The sequence below is a fragment of the Thiocapsa marina 5811 genome, from assembly GCF_000223985.1.
Classification (GTDB): Bacteria; Pseudomonadota; Gammaproteobacteria; order Chromatiales; family Chromatiaceae; genus Thiocapsa; species Thiocapsa marina.
This window is the reverse complement of the sequence record NZ_AFWV01000004.1, coordinates 109699-127145: the sequence shown is the minus strand read 5'-3', so window position 1 is coordinate 127145 and position 17447 is coordinate 109699. Positions and strand designations below refer to the sequence as shown.

Here is a 17447-nt window from a genome sequence, read left to right as displayed (position 1 = left end):
GTTAAGGGCCGTGAATGCGCCAAATGTCGAGCTCACTCGAAGGCGAGCATCTCGCTCTGGACGCGGTTTAAACCCCAACGGAGACCCCGCATGTTTCGTTTGCACGCAGCCTTCGCATTCGTCTTCGCACTGGGACTTCTTGCAGGCTCCCCGACGGCTATCGACGACGCGCAGGCCCAAGACACGCCGACACCGGATGATTCCGTCTACAGCTTCGACGACTTCCCCCGCGAGGATCTCCTCGAGCATCCGGACTGGTTCAAGAAGGGGTTCCTCGATCTGCCGAGCGACCTCGAGGAGGCGATCACCGCGGGCAAACAGGGGCTCATCGTCTATTTCGGGCAAAAACATTGCGCCTACTGCCATAAGCTCCTGAACGAAAACTTCGGCCTTTCCGATGTCCTCGAGTACACCCAGCGCCACTTCGATCTGGTCGCCATCGACGTCTGGGGTGTGGAGGAGGTCACGGCGATCGACGGCGAGGTGATGACAGAGCGTGAGCTCTCCGTTCGCGAGGACACCAATTTCACCCCCTCCCTGCTCTTCTACGACGCCGAGGGCAAGCTCGCACTGCGCTTGCGCGGGTACTATCCGCCCTACCAGTTCCGAGCAGCGCTCGAATATGTCGCCGACGGCCACTACGCCCGCGAGAGCTTTCGGGATTATCTCGCCCGCGGCGAGAATCGGATGGTGTTCGAGCCCGAGGATCTCAACGAGCAGCCCTTCTTCGCCAAACCCCCGTACAACCTGGATCGACGCTTCCCGAGCGAGCGTCCTCTCGCCGTCTTCTTCGAGCAGGGTGACTGTCATGCCTGCGACGTCTTGCACGGCCAAGCCCTGAGGGAGCCCGCGATCACCGGCTACTTCGGGAACTTCGACAGCGTCCAGCTCGACATGTGGTCCGATACGCCCGTCGTCACGCCCTCCGGCGAGCGCACCACGGCGCGCGAATGGGCCGCCGATCTCGGACTCTTCTATGCCCCGTCAATCCTCTTCTTCGACGAGCACGGCAAGGAGCTGCTGCGGGTCGATTCGGTGGTGCGCTTCTATCGGCTGCGCAACGTTCTGAACTACATCAGCAGCAAGGCGTATCTCACCGAGAGCTTCGGGGAGTGGCGCCTGTCCGAGGCCCTTTGAACGGCAGTTGAACCGCGTCCGGCGCGACATGGACGGCGCGAAGATTGCGTCGGACTCGTGGATACCGGCAGGCGTCCACGTCGACGCGGTTCAAGATGATAAAAATCTTAATGACTTAAGCCGCGTCAGGGAAAACGCATTTGATGCACTCGAGGGTGCGGACTTGAGCGCAACATCCACATGTTGCGCGGACGCGGCTTAACGAGGTCGCGGCCGGTAGGCGTTATCTGGTATTTTTGCGCAGTGCAGCATTCGGGGCGTTCGTCGTGCCGAAGCATCCAATCATTCGATCGGGTCGCCCGACCCCGTCCAGCCTGTTTCGCGCAAGAGGAAGATCCATGCAAAGCGTCTACATCGCCGGTGCCGGTTCCGGCAGCGGTAAGTCCGTGGTTGTTCTGGGCTTCATGGAGATGCTCTACGCCATCAATCGGAAGGTGGGGTTCTTCCGCCCGATCGTCTCCAAAGGCGTCGAGAACGACAATCTGACCACCCTCATCCGCAGCCGTTACGATCTGCCCTTCTCCCCGGAGATGCTGTACGGCTGCACGGCGGAGACCGCCAGCCATCTGGTCGCGGCCGGTCAGTACGACGAGCTGCTCAAGATGATCTTGAACAAATTCAAGATGCTCGAGGAGCGCTGCGATCTCGTCGTCTGTGCCGGGACCGACTTCGACGGTCTGGTGCCCTCCTTGGAGTTCGACTTCAACGCCGACTTGGCCAACAACCTCGGCTGCAACGTCGTGGTCGTGGTGAAGGGCTTCGGGCGCAGCCCGGAGGAGGCGCTCGAGGCGCTCTACATGGCCCACGAGTCGATGCGCAATCGCGGCGGGGACTTCCTCGCGAGCGTCATCAACGGGGTCGACCCGGAGTACGTCGAAACGGTCAAGACCCGCGCCCGTAAACTCTTGCCCGAGCGAGAGAACGTCTACGTGCTGCCGCGCCAGGCGGCACTCGGGATGCCGACGGTGGGCGAGATCAGACAGGCACTCGACTGCGAGTGTCTCTGCGGCGACGGCGATGCGATGAACCAGGTCGTCTCCAACTACAAGATCGCGGCGATGGAGGTCCCGGACTTCCTCAGCTACATCGAGGACGGCTGCCTCATCATCACCGCGGGCGATCGCTCCGACATCATCCTCGCGAGTCTTGCGGCCGATGTGTCCTCGTCCTTCCCGCGCGTGGCCGGGCTGCTGCTGACCGGCGGACTGCAACCGGCCGAGAACGTCCAGCGTCTGCTCGAGGGGCTGCGCCGGACCAAGGTCTCGATCCTGCGCGTACCGACCGACACCTTCACCACGGCCATGCGGGTCAACGGCATCGAGGCGACCATCCTCCCCGGCGACGAGCGCAAGATCGCGGCCGGCCTCGGCGTCTTCGAAGGCCATGTGGATGTGGACGAGCTGCGGGCTCGGATCGCGGTGCGACACTCCGACCGCACCACGCCGCTCATGTTCGAGTACGAGCTGGTGCGTCGCGCCAAGACCCGCCGTCAGCGCATCGTTCTCCCCGAGGGCACCGACGAGCGGATCCTGCGCGCGGCTGAGATCCTCGTGCTGCGCCAGGTCGTGGATCTCACGCTGCTCGGCGATCCCGAAAAGATCCGCCGGCGGATCGGCGAGCTCGGGCTCAAGCTGGACGAAATCCCCATCATCGATCCGACGACCGCCCCCGATCGCGAGCGCTACGCCCAGACCTATTTCGAGTTACGCAAGCACAAGTGCATCTCCGAGCAGATGGCGCGCGACGCCTTGGAGGACGTGAGCTATTTCGGCACCATGATGGTCTACACGGGTGATGCCGACGGGATGGTCTCGGGTGCAATGCACACAACTCAGCACACCATCCGTCCGGCGTTCGAGATCATCAAGACCAAGCCGGGGGTGAAGCTCGTTTCCAGCGTCTTCTTCATGTGTCTCGCCGATCGGGTCCTGGTCTACGGCGACTGCGCGGTCAACCCGAACCCGACCTCGGAAGACCTCGCCGACATCGCCATCACCTCGGCCGGGACGGCAGCCGCGTTCGGAATCGAGCCGCGCGTGGCCATGCTCTCCTATTCCAGCGGCAGCTCGGGCAAGGGCGCCGACGTGGAGCGGGTGCGCGAGGCGGTGCGGATCGCGCGCGAGCGTCGCCCCGATCTCAAGCTGGAAGGTCCGATCCAATACGACGCGGCGGTCGACATCGGCGTCGCCCGCTCGAAGATGCCCGAGAGCGAGGTCGCCGGTCGCGCCACCGTCTTCGTCTTCCCGGACCTCAATACCGGCAACAACACCTACAAGGCTGTGCAGCGCAGCGCCAATGCCGTTGCGATCGGCCCGGTGCTGCAGGGCCTGAACAAACCCGTCAACGATCTGAGCCGAGGGTGCACCGTGACCGACATCGTCAATACGGTGACGATCACCGCAATCCAGGCACAGAACGATCACGCACTCGCCGCGGCGCAAGCCGACACCGATATCACCCATGTGGCTCGGGACTGATCAGGAGACTCACGTGAAGGTACTCGTCCTCAATTCAGGCAGCTCTTCGATCAAGTATCAGCTCTTCCGCAGCGAGGATTGGGTGGCGCTCGCCTCCGGCTCGGTCTCGCGCATCGGAGAGCCGGAGGGCGAGATCAAGGCGGAGTGGTTGGATGCATCCGGGATTCGGCAATCCGGGCGCGCCCGGGTGACGATCCCGACCCACCAAGACGGCATCGACCGCATCGTCAAGGCGCTGCACGAAACGAGGGTCTTGGGCGATGTCTCCGAGCTGGCCGTGATCGGTCATCGCGTTGTCCACGGCGGCGAGCATTTCAAGCACCCGACCATCGTCGACGATGCCGTCGCCGAGGCGATTCAAGGCGTGGTCCCCTTGGCGCCGCTGCATAATCCGGCTCATCTCGCCGGTATCGAGGTCGCTCGCCGGCTCTTTCCGACGGTCCCCTCGGTGGCGGTCTTCGATACCGCGTTTCATCAGACCATGCCGCGGACCGCCTACCGCTATGCGATCCCCGAGTGGCTCTATCGGGAGCACCGGATCCGCCGCTACGGCTTCCACGGCACCTCGCACTATTACGTCGCTAAACGCGCCGCGGCCATGCTGGATCGACCGTTGGAGACCTGCAATCTGATCACCCTGCATCTGGGCAACGGATCCAGCGCGACCGCGATCCGCGACGGCAAGAGCGTGGACACCTCCATGGGGCTCACCCCGCTGGAAGGCTTGGTGATGGGCACGCGCTGCGGCGATATCGATCCGGCGATCCACTTTTATCTCGCCAAGAACCTCGGCCTGGAGATCGATGCCATCGAGGACCTCCTGAATCGCCAAAGCGGCCTCCTGGGGATCTGCGGCGTGAACGACATGCGCGAGATCGACCGTCTTGCCGAGGAAGGCAACGACGCCGCGGAGCTTGCCATCGGCATCACGGCCCATCGCATCAAAAAGTACATCGGCGCCTATTCCGCGGAGCTCGGCCGGGTCGATGCCGTCGTCTTCACCGGCGGCATCGGCGAGAATGCCGCCGAAATCCGCTGTCGCGCCTGCGAGGGCTTGGAGAACCTCGGGATCAAGATGGACGACACCGCCAACTATGCGCTCGAAGGGCGCGGCGAGCGCTGCATCAGCACGCCCGAGAGCACCGTGCAGGTGCTGGTGATTCCCACCAACGAGGAGCTGGAGATCGCTCAGCAGGCCCTCGCGGCCACCTCGGAAGCACCATGCGACGGTTTGTCCGAGACCTTCCGCGTCGGCGGCTGAAGAAGGATCGACGACACCGATACGTCGTCGCGCGAGAACCGCCGTCCTCCGAGCCATTCGATGGCTGGTTGCCGTCGGACGGCGGCTGGCCACCTGCGCCCCTTTCACGGATAATCGCGCGGGCTCGAATACCTTATAACAATGATCGCCTTAGGAGATGACGATGCCCGGTTCCAATTCCTCGTTGGTGCGTCCGCTTGTCTGGGTGCTGCTGGCAGCGCTGATCGGCATCTATCTGCTCTACGATTGGTATTCGGGCCATCTTGCGGAACAGCTGGTCGCAAAGGACGCGCAGATCGCCGAAGCGGCCGTGCAGGTCCAGGAACGAGACGCCCGCATCTCCGACCTTCGCCGAGAAGCCACACAGCTCGAGGAACGGATCGCCGCGCTGAGCGAGCAGCACTCCGGGGAAAAACAGCAGTTATCCGACCTGCATTCGAAAGAAAAGCAAGACCTGGCGGATCGTATCGCGGCCCTCGAGCAGGGCAACTCGAAGCTCGAAGAAGACATCGAGGTGCTGCGACGTACCGATGCGCGCGCGCTCGCCGAGGAGCAGGATAGGACTGCCGCGGCGATCGAGGAGCGTGACCGCGGAATCGCCGCCTTCAAGGCCCTGCAAGGCCAGTACGAGATGTCTGTCGCGAAGGCCGAGGACCTTCAAACCGAATTGGCAGGGCTCCAACAGGTGATCGCCGACTCTGCGATGGAGCATCGCGCGCAGATCGAGGAGCTCGAGCGCCATCTCAACGAACGGGTAAAACTGGCGAAGGCCACCCCGAAGGACAGCGAGCTGATGCGTGCTGCTCAGAAGGCCGGCTTGCTCCCCGAGGCCGTCGCCTTGGATGATGAGACGGCCGCGTTCTGCACGAATCTGGCCGAGACATCGGCCTCGGCTCAGACGGCACTCGATGCCTTGCAGGCCGAGTTTTCCGCCCTCCGCGACGAGCAGTCCGAACGGATCGCCGTGTTGGAAGGCGAGTTGACCGAAGCCCGGGCGGCGCTCGCCAGGTCAGGCGAGCAGACCGAGTCGACTGAAGCGCTCGGCGCGCTTCAAGAGCGGCTTGCGCAGACCGAAGCCGAGCACGAGACGGCAAAAGCAGAGGCCGTCGCTGCGCTGGAGGAGGCCAAGGCCACCGCCGCCGCGCAGTTGGCCGACGCGCAGGCGCGGATCGAAGCCCTCTCCGAAGAATTGAAACAGTCGGTCGCCCCGGATGCCCTGGCGGCTCTGCAGGCGCGCAGTGAAGCTGCCGAGGCCGCGCTGGCGCAGACCAAGGACGACCTGGCACGTCGGATCGAGGAGAGCGAGGAGAAGGTCGCCACCCTGGCCGAACAGCTCCGGAGCGAGCAGGCCGCGAAGGCGAAGGTCGCCCAAGAGAAGGACGCATTGGCCGTCGAGCTCAATGCCGCGCTCGATGGCGCAAGAGCCGAGCTGGCCGACCTGCAGACCGAGTTGACGGCCGTGCGAGCATCGTCCTTGCAGACCGGCTCGAAGGCGTTGGACGAGGCCTCGGAACGGGTCGCCGCACTCGAGGCGAGGATCGCCGAGGAACGCAGCAAGGCCGATCGGGTGCGCGCGTCCGCTCGGCAGGAGGCCGATCGGAAGGTGGCGGAGGTGCGTGAGCTCTACCGGCGGTTCTCGCAGCTTGGCGGCGCCCACACCGAGCGCGGCGTCCTGCTCAAGCTCGCCGACACGGAGCTGACCTTTCAACCGGCGAAGGCGACCCTGACCGGGGATGATTTTCCGACCCTGGATCGCGTCGCCGCACTGCTTGAGACCTATCCCGATCTCGATGTTCGAATCGAAGGTCATACCGACAGCCTCGGTGACGCGGCGGCCAATCTCGCCCTGTCGCAGCAACGCGCCGAGGCGGTCAAGCAGGCGTTGATCGAGCGGGGCGTCGCGCCCGAGCGTTTGACGGCTCAGGGCCTCGGGCCGGAGCGCCCGATCGCGGACAACGCGACGACCGCGGGGCGCGCTCAGAATCGCCGCGTGGAGGTCTATGTCAGCGAGGACTGATCCGTCCGATCCCGGACGATGTGCCGAGGTGCTCGACAACCGACGCGCGGTGTGTCGCCGGCACGCTCGGTCGCCCCGCTTCTCGCGACAGATTCGGTGACCGCGGGAATGCACGAGCCCGCCGCGAGCACCGGCTGGCAGGCCCGTCTGGAGATCGAGATCGCGCTGCGTCACGGTCGCAGCCGGGTCGTCGGCAAGCATCAGCTCGGTCCCTTGACGATCCAACGCGCCTTCCATCCCGAAGGTGCGCCCTGCCATCTCTATCTGCTGCATCCGCCGGGCGGCGTCGTCGGCGGCGACGCGCTCGAGGTCGATATCCGTGTCGGGAGCGGGGCACATGCCTTGGTCACGTCGCCCGGGGCGACGAAGTTCTATCGAAGCGCCGGACCCCGATGCCGTCAGAGACAGCGCCTGAGCGTGGCTACAGGCGGTATCGTTGAATGGTTTCCGCACGAAAACATCCTCTTCCCCGGCGCCGTCTGCACGCTCGACACCCGCGTCGAGCTTTCCGGGACCGCCTGCTTCATGGGGTGGGAGATTCAATGTCTCGGGCGGCCGGTGATCGCCGAGCGCTTCGACGAAGGACGCGCCGAGATCGCGCTGACCGTGCTGCGCGACGCCCGTCCGCTCTTGACCGAGCGTCTGCGGGTCGCCGGCAACGCGAGCCTTAATTGCCCGGCCGGCCTGCGCGGTTTCCCGATCGCCGCGACCTTCCTCGCGACAGGCGCCGACCGAGATGCCTTGGCGATCGCCCGGCGGCGTCTGACGGATTCCGCGGGATATCCGGTCGGAGCGACACTTATCGACGACCTCCTGATGATCCGCGCGCTCGCCCCCGAGGTCGAGCCGGTGAGCCGTCTTTTCGTCGCTCTGTGGTCCGATCTGCGTCCGAGCCTGCTCGGGCTGCCCGCCTGCGCGCCCCGGATTTGGGCAACCTGAGCCACACAGGGGAACCATGCAGGAGCGCGCCGACGAGGCGTCGCGGTCACTCAGGCGAGAAGGCGGACGGACGGCCCGGCGTGCGCCGAGCGTGCAATGCGTCGAAAAACCCCCGCACGCTCGGTATATTATTGGTCATCCAGACAGCGACGACCAGGAGCCGATCATGGACCTTAGCCCCCGAGAGAAGGATAAGCTGCTGCTCTTTACCGCCGGACTGCTCGCCGAGCGGCGCAAGGCAAGAGGCGTGCGGCTGAACTATCCCGAGGCGATCGCCTACATCAGTTGCGCGATCCTGGAGGGCGCGCGCGACGGCCGCACCGTGGCCGAGCTGATGGACTACGGCCGGACCCTCTTGACCCGCGAGGATGTGATGGACGGCATCCCGGAGATGATCGACGAGATCCAGGTGGAGGCGACCTTCCCGGACGGCACCAAGCTGGTCACGGTTCACGATCCGATCGTCTAATGAGCCGCGTCCGGCAGGACAGGTTCTTATCCGTGTTCGGGATCGACCTTGAAGCGACTCGCTACCGTCGTCGTTGACGCGGTTCATGTGTTTTTCGGATTTGATAACTTTAATGTCCTAAATCGCGCCGACTCCCACGGTCATAAAGTCTGCCGGGAGCGATCTCATCCAAAAACATCTCATACCGCGCCGGGCGCGGTTTAGTCAGGAGTAGGCCCATGATTCCAGGTGAGATCATCACGGTTCCGGGCGACATCGAGCTGAACGCCGGCCGGCCCGGACTGACCATCACGGTCGCCAACACCGGTGACCGTCCGATCCAGGTCGGATCGCACTACCACTTCTACGAGACCAACTCGGCGCTCTCTTTCGATCGGGAGCAGACCCGAGGCTGTCGGCTCGACATCCCCGCCGGCACGGCCGTGCGCTTCGAACCGGGTCAATCCCGCACCGTGACCCTGATTCCCTATGCCGGCGACCGCATCGTCTACGGCTTCAACGCCCAAGTCATGGGCGCGCTCGACGGAGATCAGTCATGAGCAAGATCAGCAGGGCGGCGTATGCGTCCATGTACGGTCCGACCGTCGGGGATCGGGTGCGTTTGGGCGACACCGAGCTCTTCATCCAGGTCGAGGAGGATCGCACCTGTTACGGCGAGGAGGTGACGTTCGGCGGCGGCAAGGTGATCCGCGACGGCATGGGACAGTGCCAACGGCAAGCCGACGAGGTGGTGGATCTCGTCATCACCAATGCCTTGATCCTAGATCATTGGGGTATCGTCAAGGCCGACATCGGCATCAAGAAGGGCCGCATCGTCGGGATCGGCAAGGCCGGCAATCCGGACACGCAAGTCGGCGTGGACATCCTGGTGGGACCGGGGACCGAGGTGATTGCAGGCGAAGGTCAGATCGTGACCGCAGGCGGCATCGACGCCCACATCCACTTCATCTGCCCCCAGCAGATCGAAGAGGCGCTCATGTCCGGTGTGACGACGATGCTGGGCGGCGGGACGGGACCGGCGACCGGCACCAATGCCACGACATGCACACCCGGGCCCTGGAATATCCGCCGTATGCTCCAAGCCGCCGAAGCGCTTCCGGTCAATCTCGGGTTCCTCGGCAAGGGCAACGGCAGTCTGCCGAACGCGCTCGAGGAACAGGTCCGCGCCGGCGCCATGGGGCTGAAGCTGCACGAGGATTGGGGCACGACCCCGGCCGCGATCGACTGCTGTCTCGGCGTTGCCGAGAAGATGGACGTGCAGGTCGCGATCCACACCGACACGCTCAACGAGTCCGGCTTCGTCGAGGACACGATCGCCGCCTTCAAGGATCGCTGCATCCACACCTACCATACCGAGGGCGCGGGCGGCGGCCATGCCCCGGACATCATCAAGGCAGCCGGCCTGCCGAACGTCCTGCCGTCCTCGACCAATCCGACCCGACCCTATACGGTGAACACGGTCGACGAGCATCTGGACATGCTGATGGTCTGCCATCATCTGTCCCCGTCGATTCCGGAGGATGTCGCCTTCGCCGAGTCGCGCATCCGCCGCGAGACCATCGCTGCGGAGGACATCCTGCACGATCTGGGTGCCTTCTCGATGATCTCCTCGGACTCTCAGGCGATGGGTCGTGTCGGCGAGGTCATCTGCCGCACCTGGCAAACCGCCCACAAGATGAAGGTCCAGCGCGGCTCGCTACCGGGCGATCCGGCCGAGCACGACAACTTCCGCGCCAAACGCTATATCGCCAAATACACCATCAACCCCGCGATCACCCACGGCATCGCGCACGAGGTCGGCTCGGTGGAGGTCGGCAAGCTCGCGGATCTGGTGCTCTGGCGGCCGGCCTTCTTCGGGGCCAAACCCAGTCTCATCATCAAGGGCGGCCTGATCGCGGCGGCCGCGATGGGCGACCCCAACGCCTCCATCCCCACGCCCCAGCCGGTTCACTATCGCCCCATGTTCGGGGCATTCGGCGGTGCCTTGAGCGCGACCTGCATGACCTTCGTCTCGCAATGGGCCTTGGAGGCCGGCGAGCCTCAGCGTCTGGATCTCAAGCGTCTGGTCGGGATCACGCGCGACAGCCGACTGGTGCGCAAGTCCAACATGATCCACAACGATTATCAGCCGATGATCGAGGTGGATCCCCAGACCTACCATGTGCGCGCGGACGGACAGCTTCTGACCTGCGAGCCGGCCGAGGTGCTGCCGCTTGCTCAGCGGTATTTTTTGTTCTGAGCGGGGCGCGCTCCGGCGCTCGGATCGTCGGGGTGTCCAGGTGCGCCCGTCGACACCCCGATCGAACCGGAAGGGACAAGCGCCGTAGGGTGAACAAACGCCGTAGGGTGGACAAGCGCAGCGCAGTCCACCAGCCCCGGTGCAGGCATCGGTGGACTTCGCTCTCGCTCGTCCACCCTACGGGTCGGTCTTTTGGATCAACGCCCGCCCGGTCGATCCCTCTGAGGGGCGGATTCGGTTATTCTATCGTCCCGACGACGCATCCCTCTGCGGCACGCCACCTGCCTCGCAGGCTATATTGCCTGCAGACCCGACCGAAACCCAATGAAGTCCCTATGAAACAGGCCATCACCGATCTGATCCGCACGGCACTGGCGAGCCTCGTCGACGCCCCGACGGGCGACGCCGACGGGCTTCCCGCCCCTCAAGTGGATCGAACCAAGGACACGTCTCACGGCGATTTCGCGACCAACGTCGCGATGGTGCTCGCCAAGCGACTGGGCGCCAAGCCGCGCGAGGTGGCGCAACGCCTTCTGGACGCCCTGCCCCCCTCCCCGCTGATCGCGCGCGCAGAGATCGCAGGCCCGGGCTTCATCAACTTCTTTCTCGCCGAAGATGCTTACCGCAGGCTGATCCCCGAGATCCTGAGCGCCGGCCCCGCCTTCGGGCTCAGCCGAATCGGTGCCGGGCGGCGCGTGCAGGTGGAGTTCGTCTCGGCCAATCCGACCGGGCCCCTGCACGTCGGACACGGTCGCGGGGCCGCCTACGGCGCGGTCGTCGCCGATCTGCTCGCAGCCGTCGGGTTCGATGTCCACCGCGAGTATTACGTCAACGATGCCGGGCGGCAGATGGACATCCTCGCAAGCTCCGTCTGGCTGAGATATCTTGAGCTGTGCGGCGAGGAGCTGACCTTTCCGAGCAACGGCTACAAGGGCGACTATGTCTGGGACATCGCCGCGACGCTGCATCGCGAGCACGGCGACGCCTATCGGGTGGATGCCGCCGCGGTCTTTGCCGGTCTGCCGCCCGATGCGCTGCCCGACGGACAGGACGGCGGCGACAAGGAGGCCCATATCGACGGGGTCATCGCCGCCGCCAAGCATCTTCTGGGCGACAACCGCTACCGCTACGTCTTCGAGCTGGGGCTGAACACCATCCTCGACGACATTCGCGAGGATCTGGCCCAGTTCGGCGTCGAATATCAGGAATGGTATTCCGAGCGCACACTCGCCGAAAGCGGGGCCGTCACCCGCGCGATCGAGCGCCTGCGCGAGGCGGGCCACGTCTACGAGCGCAACGGTGCACTCTGGTTCCGCTCCAGCGCCTTCGGCGACGAGAAGGATCGGGTGGTGGTGCGCGAGAACGGTCAGAGCACCTATTTCGCCTCCGACATCGCCTATCACATGGACAAGCTCGAGCGCGGCTTCGAGCGCGTCATCGACATCTGGGGCGCCGATCACCACGGCTATGTGCCGCGCGTAAAGGCCGCGCTCCAGGCAATGGGCGACGAGGTCGAGCGTCTCGAGGTCCTTCTGGTCCAGTTCGCGATCCTCTACCGCGGGGGGGAGAAGGCGCAGATGTCGACCCGCTCCGGCGAGTTCGTGACGCTGCGCCAGTTGCGCAAGGAGGTCGGGCGCGATGCCGCTCGCTTCTTCTATGTCATGCGTCGCTGCGAGCAACACCTGGATTTCGACCTGGATCTGGCCAAGTCTGAATCCTCCGACAACCCGGTCTACTACGTCCAATACGCCCACGCACGGGTGTGCAGCGTGCTGCGGCAGGCCGCGGAAAAGGGGATGCCGGTGGAACCCAGCCCGGATGTCCAGAATCTGGAGCGACTGACCGAGACGCACGAGCTGGCGCTGCAACGCACCCTCGCGCGCTATCCGGAGGTGGTCGAGGCGGCTGCGCTCAAGGCCGAGCCGCATTTGCTCACCCATTATCTGCGCGAGCTGGCGAACGAGCTTCACACCTACTACAACGCGCACCAGTTCCTGGTCGCGGATGCGGACCTGCGCGACGCGCGGATCAAACTGATCCTGGCGGTGCGCGAGGTGCTGCGCAACGGGTTGGGTCTGCTCGGCGTCTCCGCCCCGGAGGCCATGTGAGATGAGCAAGGATTATCGGCGGGCCAGCCTCGCGCGGGCGACGCCGCGGCGCGGCAAGCAGGGACATTCCTGTCTGTGGTCGTTCCTGCTCGGCGGCATGCTGGGCGCCTTCGGGGTCGGTCTCTATTGGACCCAGAACCCGGACGCCATGCAGACACCGCCCGCGGCCTTGCCGGCCAAGGTCGAACGGCCGGCGGCCGCGCCTCCGAGCTTCGAGTTTCCCAACCTTCTGCGCGATACCGAGGTCGATATCGCCCCGCCCCCACCACCACCGCCGGCCGCGCCGCGCCCCGAGCCTCCGGCCGCCGTCGAGACGGTGCAGCCTGCGCCGCCGCCCGCGGTACCGACCTCGACAAACGGCAAGGGCTTCCTCGTCCAAGTCGGATCCTTCAGGCGCGCGAGCGACGCCGAGCGGCTGAAGGCGGAGCTCGCGCTCCTCGGCATCTCCAGTCGCGTGGAGAAAGCGACCATCCCGAGCGGCGAGACCTACCATCGTGTACGCACCGGCCCCTATGCCGATCAGGCCGCCGTCGACAAGGTGCGCGCCCTGCTGAAACGCAACGGCAAGGATGCGATGACGATCCCGATCAAGTAAGCGCGACGCCCGGCGCCGGTCGCGACGTCGCGTGCCGACCGAAACCGCGCCGACTCCAACGCTCGTCACGTCCGCCGAGGCCGACCCCGTTCAACAACAGTGCATACCGCGCCGGACGCGGTTTAGCCAAGCTCGAGCGTCTCGCCGCAGGCGACATAGACAGCACGCTCGGCGACGTTGGTCGCCCGATCCGCGACCCGCTCGTAGTTGTGCACGATCCAGAGCAGATAGGTTCCGGTCGCGGCGAAATCCGGGTCGGCGCGCATCATGGCGAGCACTCGCTGCATGACGGCTTGCTCGTTGCGATCGACCTGATCCTCGCGTGCAATGCTCGCCCGGGCACCCTGCTCGTCGCTCCCGCAGGTGAAGGCATCCAATGCCTCGCCGAGCATGGCGATCGCATCCGCGGCGACCTCGACGATCGCCTCGACCGATTCGCTCGGGAACCGCGTCTCCCCCGCCCTGCGCAGGATCCGAGCGACATCCGCGGCATAATCCCCGATGCGCTCGAGCTCCGAGACCAGCTCCATGCACGCGCCGATGGCGCGCAGATCGGCACCGGCCGGCTTATAGGCCGCGAGCGTCACCAGACATTCCTGCTCGAGCACACGCCGCTGTTGATTGATCTGAGCGTCCCCTTCGATAATGCGCTCGGCAAGCTCGAGGTCATGTTGGCTCAGGCAGGTCACTGATTGGTTCAAGGCGGCGATGACCAGCTTTCCAAGGCCGCCGACCGCACTCTGAAGCTGCGCACGTCGGCGCTGCACCAGATTGATGTTCTCGCTCATCCCGTCATCCCCGGTCTCTTGAGTTGATGCCGTCGAACGCCCGACGGTTTCGGCGCCGGATAAAACCGAGCGCACGTGGGCGCTCGGTATAACATAAGGACGCCCGCCCGCCTAGGATGCGATCCGACTCGCCACACGATATGACCCTCATGACCGACACGGACTCAGCGCACGCCCCCGCGACGATCTGCGTGACCCGTCACGGCGAAACCGACTGGAACATCACCGGGGTTTTGCAGGGATGGCTCGATGTTCCACTCAACGCCAACGGCCGAAAGCAGGCCTTCGAGATGGCCGATGCGTTCAAGGACGCCGGCTTTTCGCGTGTCTGGACGAGCCCCCTGAGCAGGGCGTCGGAGACCGCGCAGATCGTCGCCGAGCTCCTGGGGCTCCCGGCGCCGATCTGCTGTGAAGGCCTGAAGGAGCGTAATTTCGGCCGTCTTCAGGGGATGACCAAGCAGGATCTCTCCGTGCTGCACCCGGGCCTGCATGCAGACATCCTGCGCAGAGATCCCGCCTGTCATTTCGACGAAGGCGAATCGATGGATCAGTTCGCCGATCGGGTCATCGCGGCGTTGCATGGGATTGCACGCCTGAATGCGGGCGGGCACGTCCTTGCCGTCACGCACGGTTGGGTCATGGATGCCATCACTCGGTATGTCGGAGATCTGCCGCGGACCCTGGTGCTCGACATGAAGCGTAAGAACGGAGAGTCGCTTTGGCTTGCCGTGACGGATGGGTCGGCGTGTTCGATCTCCCATGCCGGTAGCGGGGTGCAGGTCTCGAGCGGCTCGGTTGATCGAGCCTGATCGGTGTCGGTGCGAAGCTCGATGCGTTCCCGCAGATGCGACGCGTGCGGTTTGACGGACCCGCAAGCGCGGACATCCGCATAAGGCTTGGTTCAGAAATAGGTAAAACGACTCGACGAGAAAATACCTTTGCCACGCTTGTCGTTGTCGTTGTCGTTGTCGTTGTCGTTGTCGTAATCGACAACGACAAGGATTCGATTCGGTGCTCGGCTTATTTCTGCCACGTTTCCAAACCGCGTCCAGAGCGCGATGCTCACGTTCAGGTGAGCTCGACGTTTAATGCATCCATGGCTCTTCGCTGGGACGCGGTTTAAGTCTTTCCGGAGCTGTAGCGCGATGCGAGCTCCGCCGCTCCGACCGCTCTGCCGAAGAAATAGCCCTGCGCCTCGTCGCAGCCGCCGCGAATCAGCAGATCGGCCTGCCCGGCTGTTTCGACGCCTTCCGCGAGCACGGCCAGCCCCAAACTACGCGCCAGACCAATGACCGCATGCACGATGGCTTCATCGTCGCTGCCGGTCGTCAGCCGCTCGATGAAGGAGCGGTCGATCTTCAGGCGTCTGATCGCCAGGCGCTTGATGCATGCCAGGGACGAACAGCCGGTACCGAAGTCGTCCACCGCCAAGCCGATACCGAGGCCGCTGAGCTGTCCCAGATTGGCGATCGTGCTCGCCGGGCGATCCATGATCGATGCCTCGGTCAGCTCCAGCTCCAAACGCCGCGGATCCATACCCGTCCGGGCAAGGATCGATTTGATCTTCTCCAGGACATCGTTGCTCTGGATCCTTTGGACCGATAGATTCACAGCAAGCCGGGGCACCGAAAAGCCGCCTCGATCCCATGCCGCAACCTGACCGCAAGCATGCTCGAGGACCCAGAGATCCAATTGATCGATCAGCCCGATGTCGTTCGCCAAGGGCAGGAAATGCGCGGGAGACAGCAGCCCCAGCCTCGGATGGTCCCAGCGGCACAGCACCTCGACGCCGCACAGCTTGCCGTCGGGCAAACCGACCTGGGGTTGATATTCGAGCAGCAGCTCGTCGCGCGGGAGCGCGTTTCGCAACTCCTGCTCCAGGCGCAGGCGCTCGGCTGCACCTTCCGACATCTCGGGATCGAAGAACCTGAAACCGTTGCGGCCGGCCGCCTTGGCGCGGTACATGGCGATATCGGCATGTCGGAGCAAGGTGTCGACATCCATTCCGTCGAGCGGATAAATGCCGATGCCGATACTTAAGCTGAGAAAGAGTTCGCGACCGTCCACGTCGAAGGGTGTCGCGAAGAGATCGAGCAGACGTCTTGCGAGGAGCGCCGCGTCGTTGGGCTCTCCAACCTCTTCGGAGATGACGACGAACTCATCGCCTCCCAAGCGTGCGACGGTATCGCTCGCCCGGACGGCTTGCGTCAAGCGCGCTGCGACCTGTCTGAGCAAGCGGTCGCCGACCGGGTGCCCGAGCGTGTCGTTGACGATCTTGAAGCGGTCCAAGTCCAGGAAGAGGAGTGCCGTCTCGCCGCCGCGTCGGATCGTGCGGGGGATCGCCTCCTCCAAGCGCTGGCGGAACAGACTCCGGTTCGGCAGTCCCGTGAGGGCATCGTGCTGCGCGAGAAAGTGCAGCTGCTCGCGCGAGCGTTTCAGCTCCGTAATGTCTCGATTCACGCCTCGGCGTCCGAGAAAATCTCCCGATTCGCCGAAGACGGGGGTACAGGAATGCTCGATCCAATACTCATGGCCATCGAGGTGGCGGATACGCAGCTCGAGCGGCGCGATGCCGCCCGACTCGTCGCCGAGATGGGCCCCGAGGTGTTGCGTCCAAAGGTGGCGATCGTCCGGATGAAGCAGGCGGGCGAAGAGGTCCGGGTCGGCGATGAACGCCGCCGACGGATAGCCGGTGAGGCGCATGCAGGCGGGTGAGACGTAGCGGTATTGCGCGTCGGGCCCGATCCAGTATTCCCAGTCCGAGCTGAATTCGGCGATGACCCGATAGCGCTCGCGACTCTCGCGCAACGCCTCGCGTTGCAGGACAGCGTCGGTTCGGTCCACGACGGCACAGAGGACCCGCCGCCCTTCATCCGCGTCGCTCGGCAATGCAGCCATGTGCAGATCGCCGATGAAGACCTTTGCGGACTTGGTACGGAATCTCAGCTCGTGAAGATCGATCGGCGCGTCGGGATGCAGATTTGCGAACGCATGAATGGCCACTCCCCGATCGGGTTCCTCGATCAAACGGACGAAGAAGTACTGGTGGTAGACCGTGTCGCGAAGACCGAAGAGACGTCGCGCCTCCTCGTTGGCCTCCTTGACGAGCCCCTGTCCGTCGACGACCAGCTCCGCCACGGGCAGGCTATCGAAGAAGGCCATGAAGCGGTTCAGGGCGGTTTGGGTCCGCTGATGGCTGTGCTGCAGCTCCTCGTTCTGGATCTCGAGCTCGGCCTGATAGATCCGCAGACTTTCGACCAGGGCGGCTTGGTCGACGTCCTTGCCGGCGAGGAGTTTTTCGGCCAGATCGAAGCGCCCCTGCCGCAGCGCGAGAAGCGCGCGCGCGCGCAGCTCCTCGTCTGGGATCTCGAACGGGTGGCCGGGGTCCGCTCCCGGCTGATCGTCTGCCGTCGTCAC

The 17447-nt window shown here is 64.7% G+C and carries 14 protein-coding genes; 11 read left to right on the top strand and 3 right to left on the bottom strand.

The features are described 5' to 3' along the window. Window positions 1-90: 90 nt before the first annotated feature. From THIMADRAFT_RS06790 to THIMADRAFT_RS06745, 10 genes are all read left to right on the top strand, one after another. Window positions 91-1137 (top strand): thioredoxin family protein, encoded by a 1047-nt coding sequence (locus THIMADRAFT_RS06790; RefSeq protein WP_007192247.1) that lies wholly within the window; start codon window positions 91-93, stop codon window positions 1135-1137. Between the two features lie 338 nt (window positions 1138-1475). Next, window positions 1476-3614 (top strand): phosphate acetyltransferase, encoded by a 2139-nt coding sequence (gene pta / locus THIMADRAFT_RS06785; protein WP_007192246.1) that lies wholly within the window; start codon window positions 1476-1478, stop codon window positions 3612-3614. 13 nt (window positions 3615-3627) lie between these two features. Further along, complete coding sequence (locus tag THIMADRAFT_RS06780) at window positions 3628-4875, top strand: acetate/propionate family kinase (protein WP_007192245.1); 1248 nt, start codon at window positions 3628-3630, stop codon at window positions 4873-4875. A gap of 163 nt (window positions 4876-5038) precedes the next feature. Next, window positions 5039-6892: an OmpA family protein gene (locus THIMADRAFT_RS06775; protein ID WP_007192244.1), complete on the top strand. Its 1854-nt coding sequence runs from the start codon at window positions 5039-5041 to the stop codon at window positions 6890-6892. A gap of 108 nt (window positions 6893-7000) precedes the next feature. Next, complete coding sequence (locus THIMADRAFT_RS06770; protein WP_007192243.1) at window positions 7001-7831, top strand: urease accessory protein UreD; 831 nt, start codon at window positions 7001-7003, stop codon at window positions 7829-7831. Window positions 7832-7997: 166 nt separating this feature from the next. Further along, window positions 7998-8300, top strand: coding sequence for an urease subunit gamma (gene ureA / locus THIMADRAFT_RS06765; RefSeq protein WP_007192242.1), 303 nt, complete (start codon window positions 7998-8000; stop codon window positions 8298-8300). A 218-nt stretch (window positions 8301-8518) separates the two neighbouring features. After that, window positions 8519-8839, top strand: a complete 321-nt coding sequence (locus THIMADRAFT_RS06760; protein WP_007192241.1) for an urease subunit beta — start codon at window positions 8519-8521, stop codon at window positions 8837-8839. Next, window positions 8836-10539: an urease subunit alpha gene (ureC, locus tag THIMADRAFT_RS06755; protein WP_007192240.1), complete on the top strand. Its 1704-nt coding sequence runs from the start codon at window positions 8836-8838 to the stop codon at window positions 10537-10539. Before THIMADRAFT_RS06760 ends, ureC begins: the two co-directional genes overlap by 4 nt. A gap of 335 nt (window positions 10540-10874) precedes the next feature. Beyond that, window positions 10875-12647: an arginine--tRNA ligase gene (argS, locus tag THIMADRAFT_RS06750; protein WP_007192239.1), complete on the top strand. Its 1773-nt coding sequence runs from the start codon at window positions 10875-10877 to the stop codon at window positions 12645-12647. A 1-nt stretch (window position 12648) separates the two neighbouring features. Beyond that, window positions 12649-13242 carry an SPOR domain-containing protein gene (locus THIMADRAFT_RS06745; protein WP_007192238.1) on the top strand — a complete coding sequence of 198 codons (594 nt, stop codon included), beginning with the start codon at window positions 12649-12651 and terminating at the stop codon, window positions 13240-13242. Between the two features lie 122 nt (window positions 13243-13364). On the opposite strand, the gene phoU is transcribed toward THIMADRAFT_RS06745, so the two are convergent. Further along, a complete protein-coding gene (phoU, locus tag THIMADRAFT_RS06740; protein WP_007192237.1) occupies window positions 13365-14030 on the bottom strand; it encodes a phosphate signaling complex protein PhoU in 666 nt (221 codons plus the stop codon). A 149-nt stretch (window positions 14031-14179) separates the two neighbouring features. On the opposite strand from phoU, the gene THIMADRAFT_RS06735 reads away from it, so the two are divergent. Then, window positions 14180-14839 (top strand): histidine phosphatase family protein, encoded by a 660-nt coding sequence (locus tag THIMADRAFT_RS06735; RefSeq protein ID WP_139052727.1) that lies wholly within the window; start codon window positions 14180-14182, stop codon window positions 14837-14839. 92 nt (window positions 14840-14931) lie between these two features. Here THIMADRAFT_RS06735 and THIMADRAFT_RS27005 read toward each other — a convergent pair whose 3' ends face one another. Together THIMADRAFT_RS27005 and THIMADRAFT_RS06730 are read right to left on the bottom strand one after the other, a co-directional pair. Continuing rightward, the gene (locus THIMADRAFT_RS27005; protein ID WP_158308361.1) at window positions 14932-15096 is read right to left on the bottom strand and encodes a hypothetical protein; all 165 of its coding nucleotides are present in this window, start codon (window positions 15094-15096) and stop codon (window positions 14932-14934) included. Window positions 15097-15149: 53 nt separating this feature from the next. Next, window positions 15150-17447 (bottom strand): bifunctional diguanylate cyclase/phosphodiesterase, encoded by a 2298-nt coding sequence (locus THIMADRAFT_RS06730; RefSeq protein WP_007192235.1) that lies wholly within the window; start codon window positions 17445-17447, stop codon window positions 15150-15152.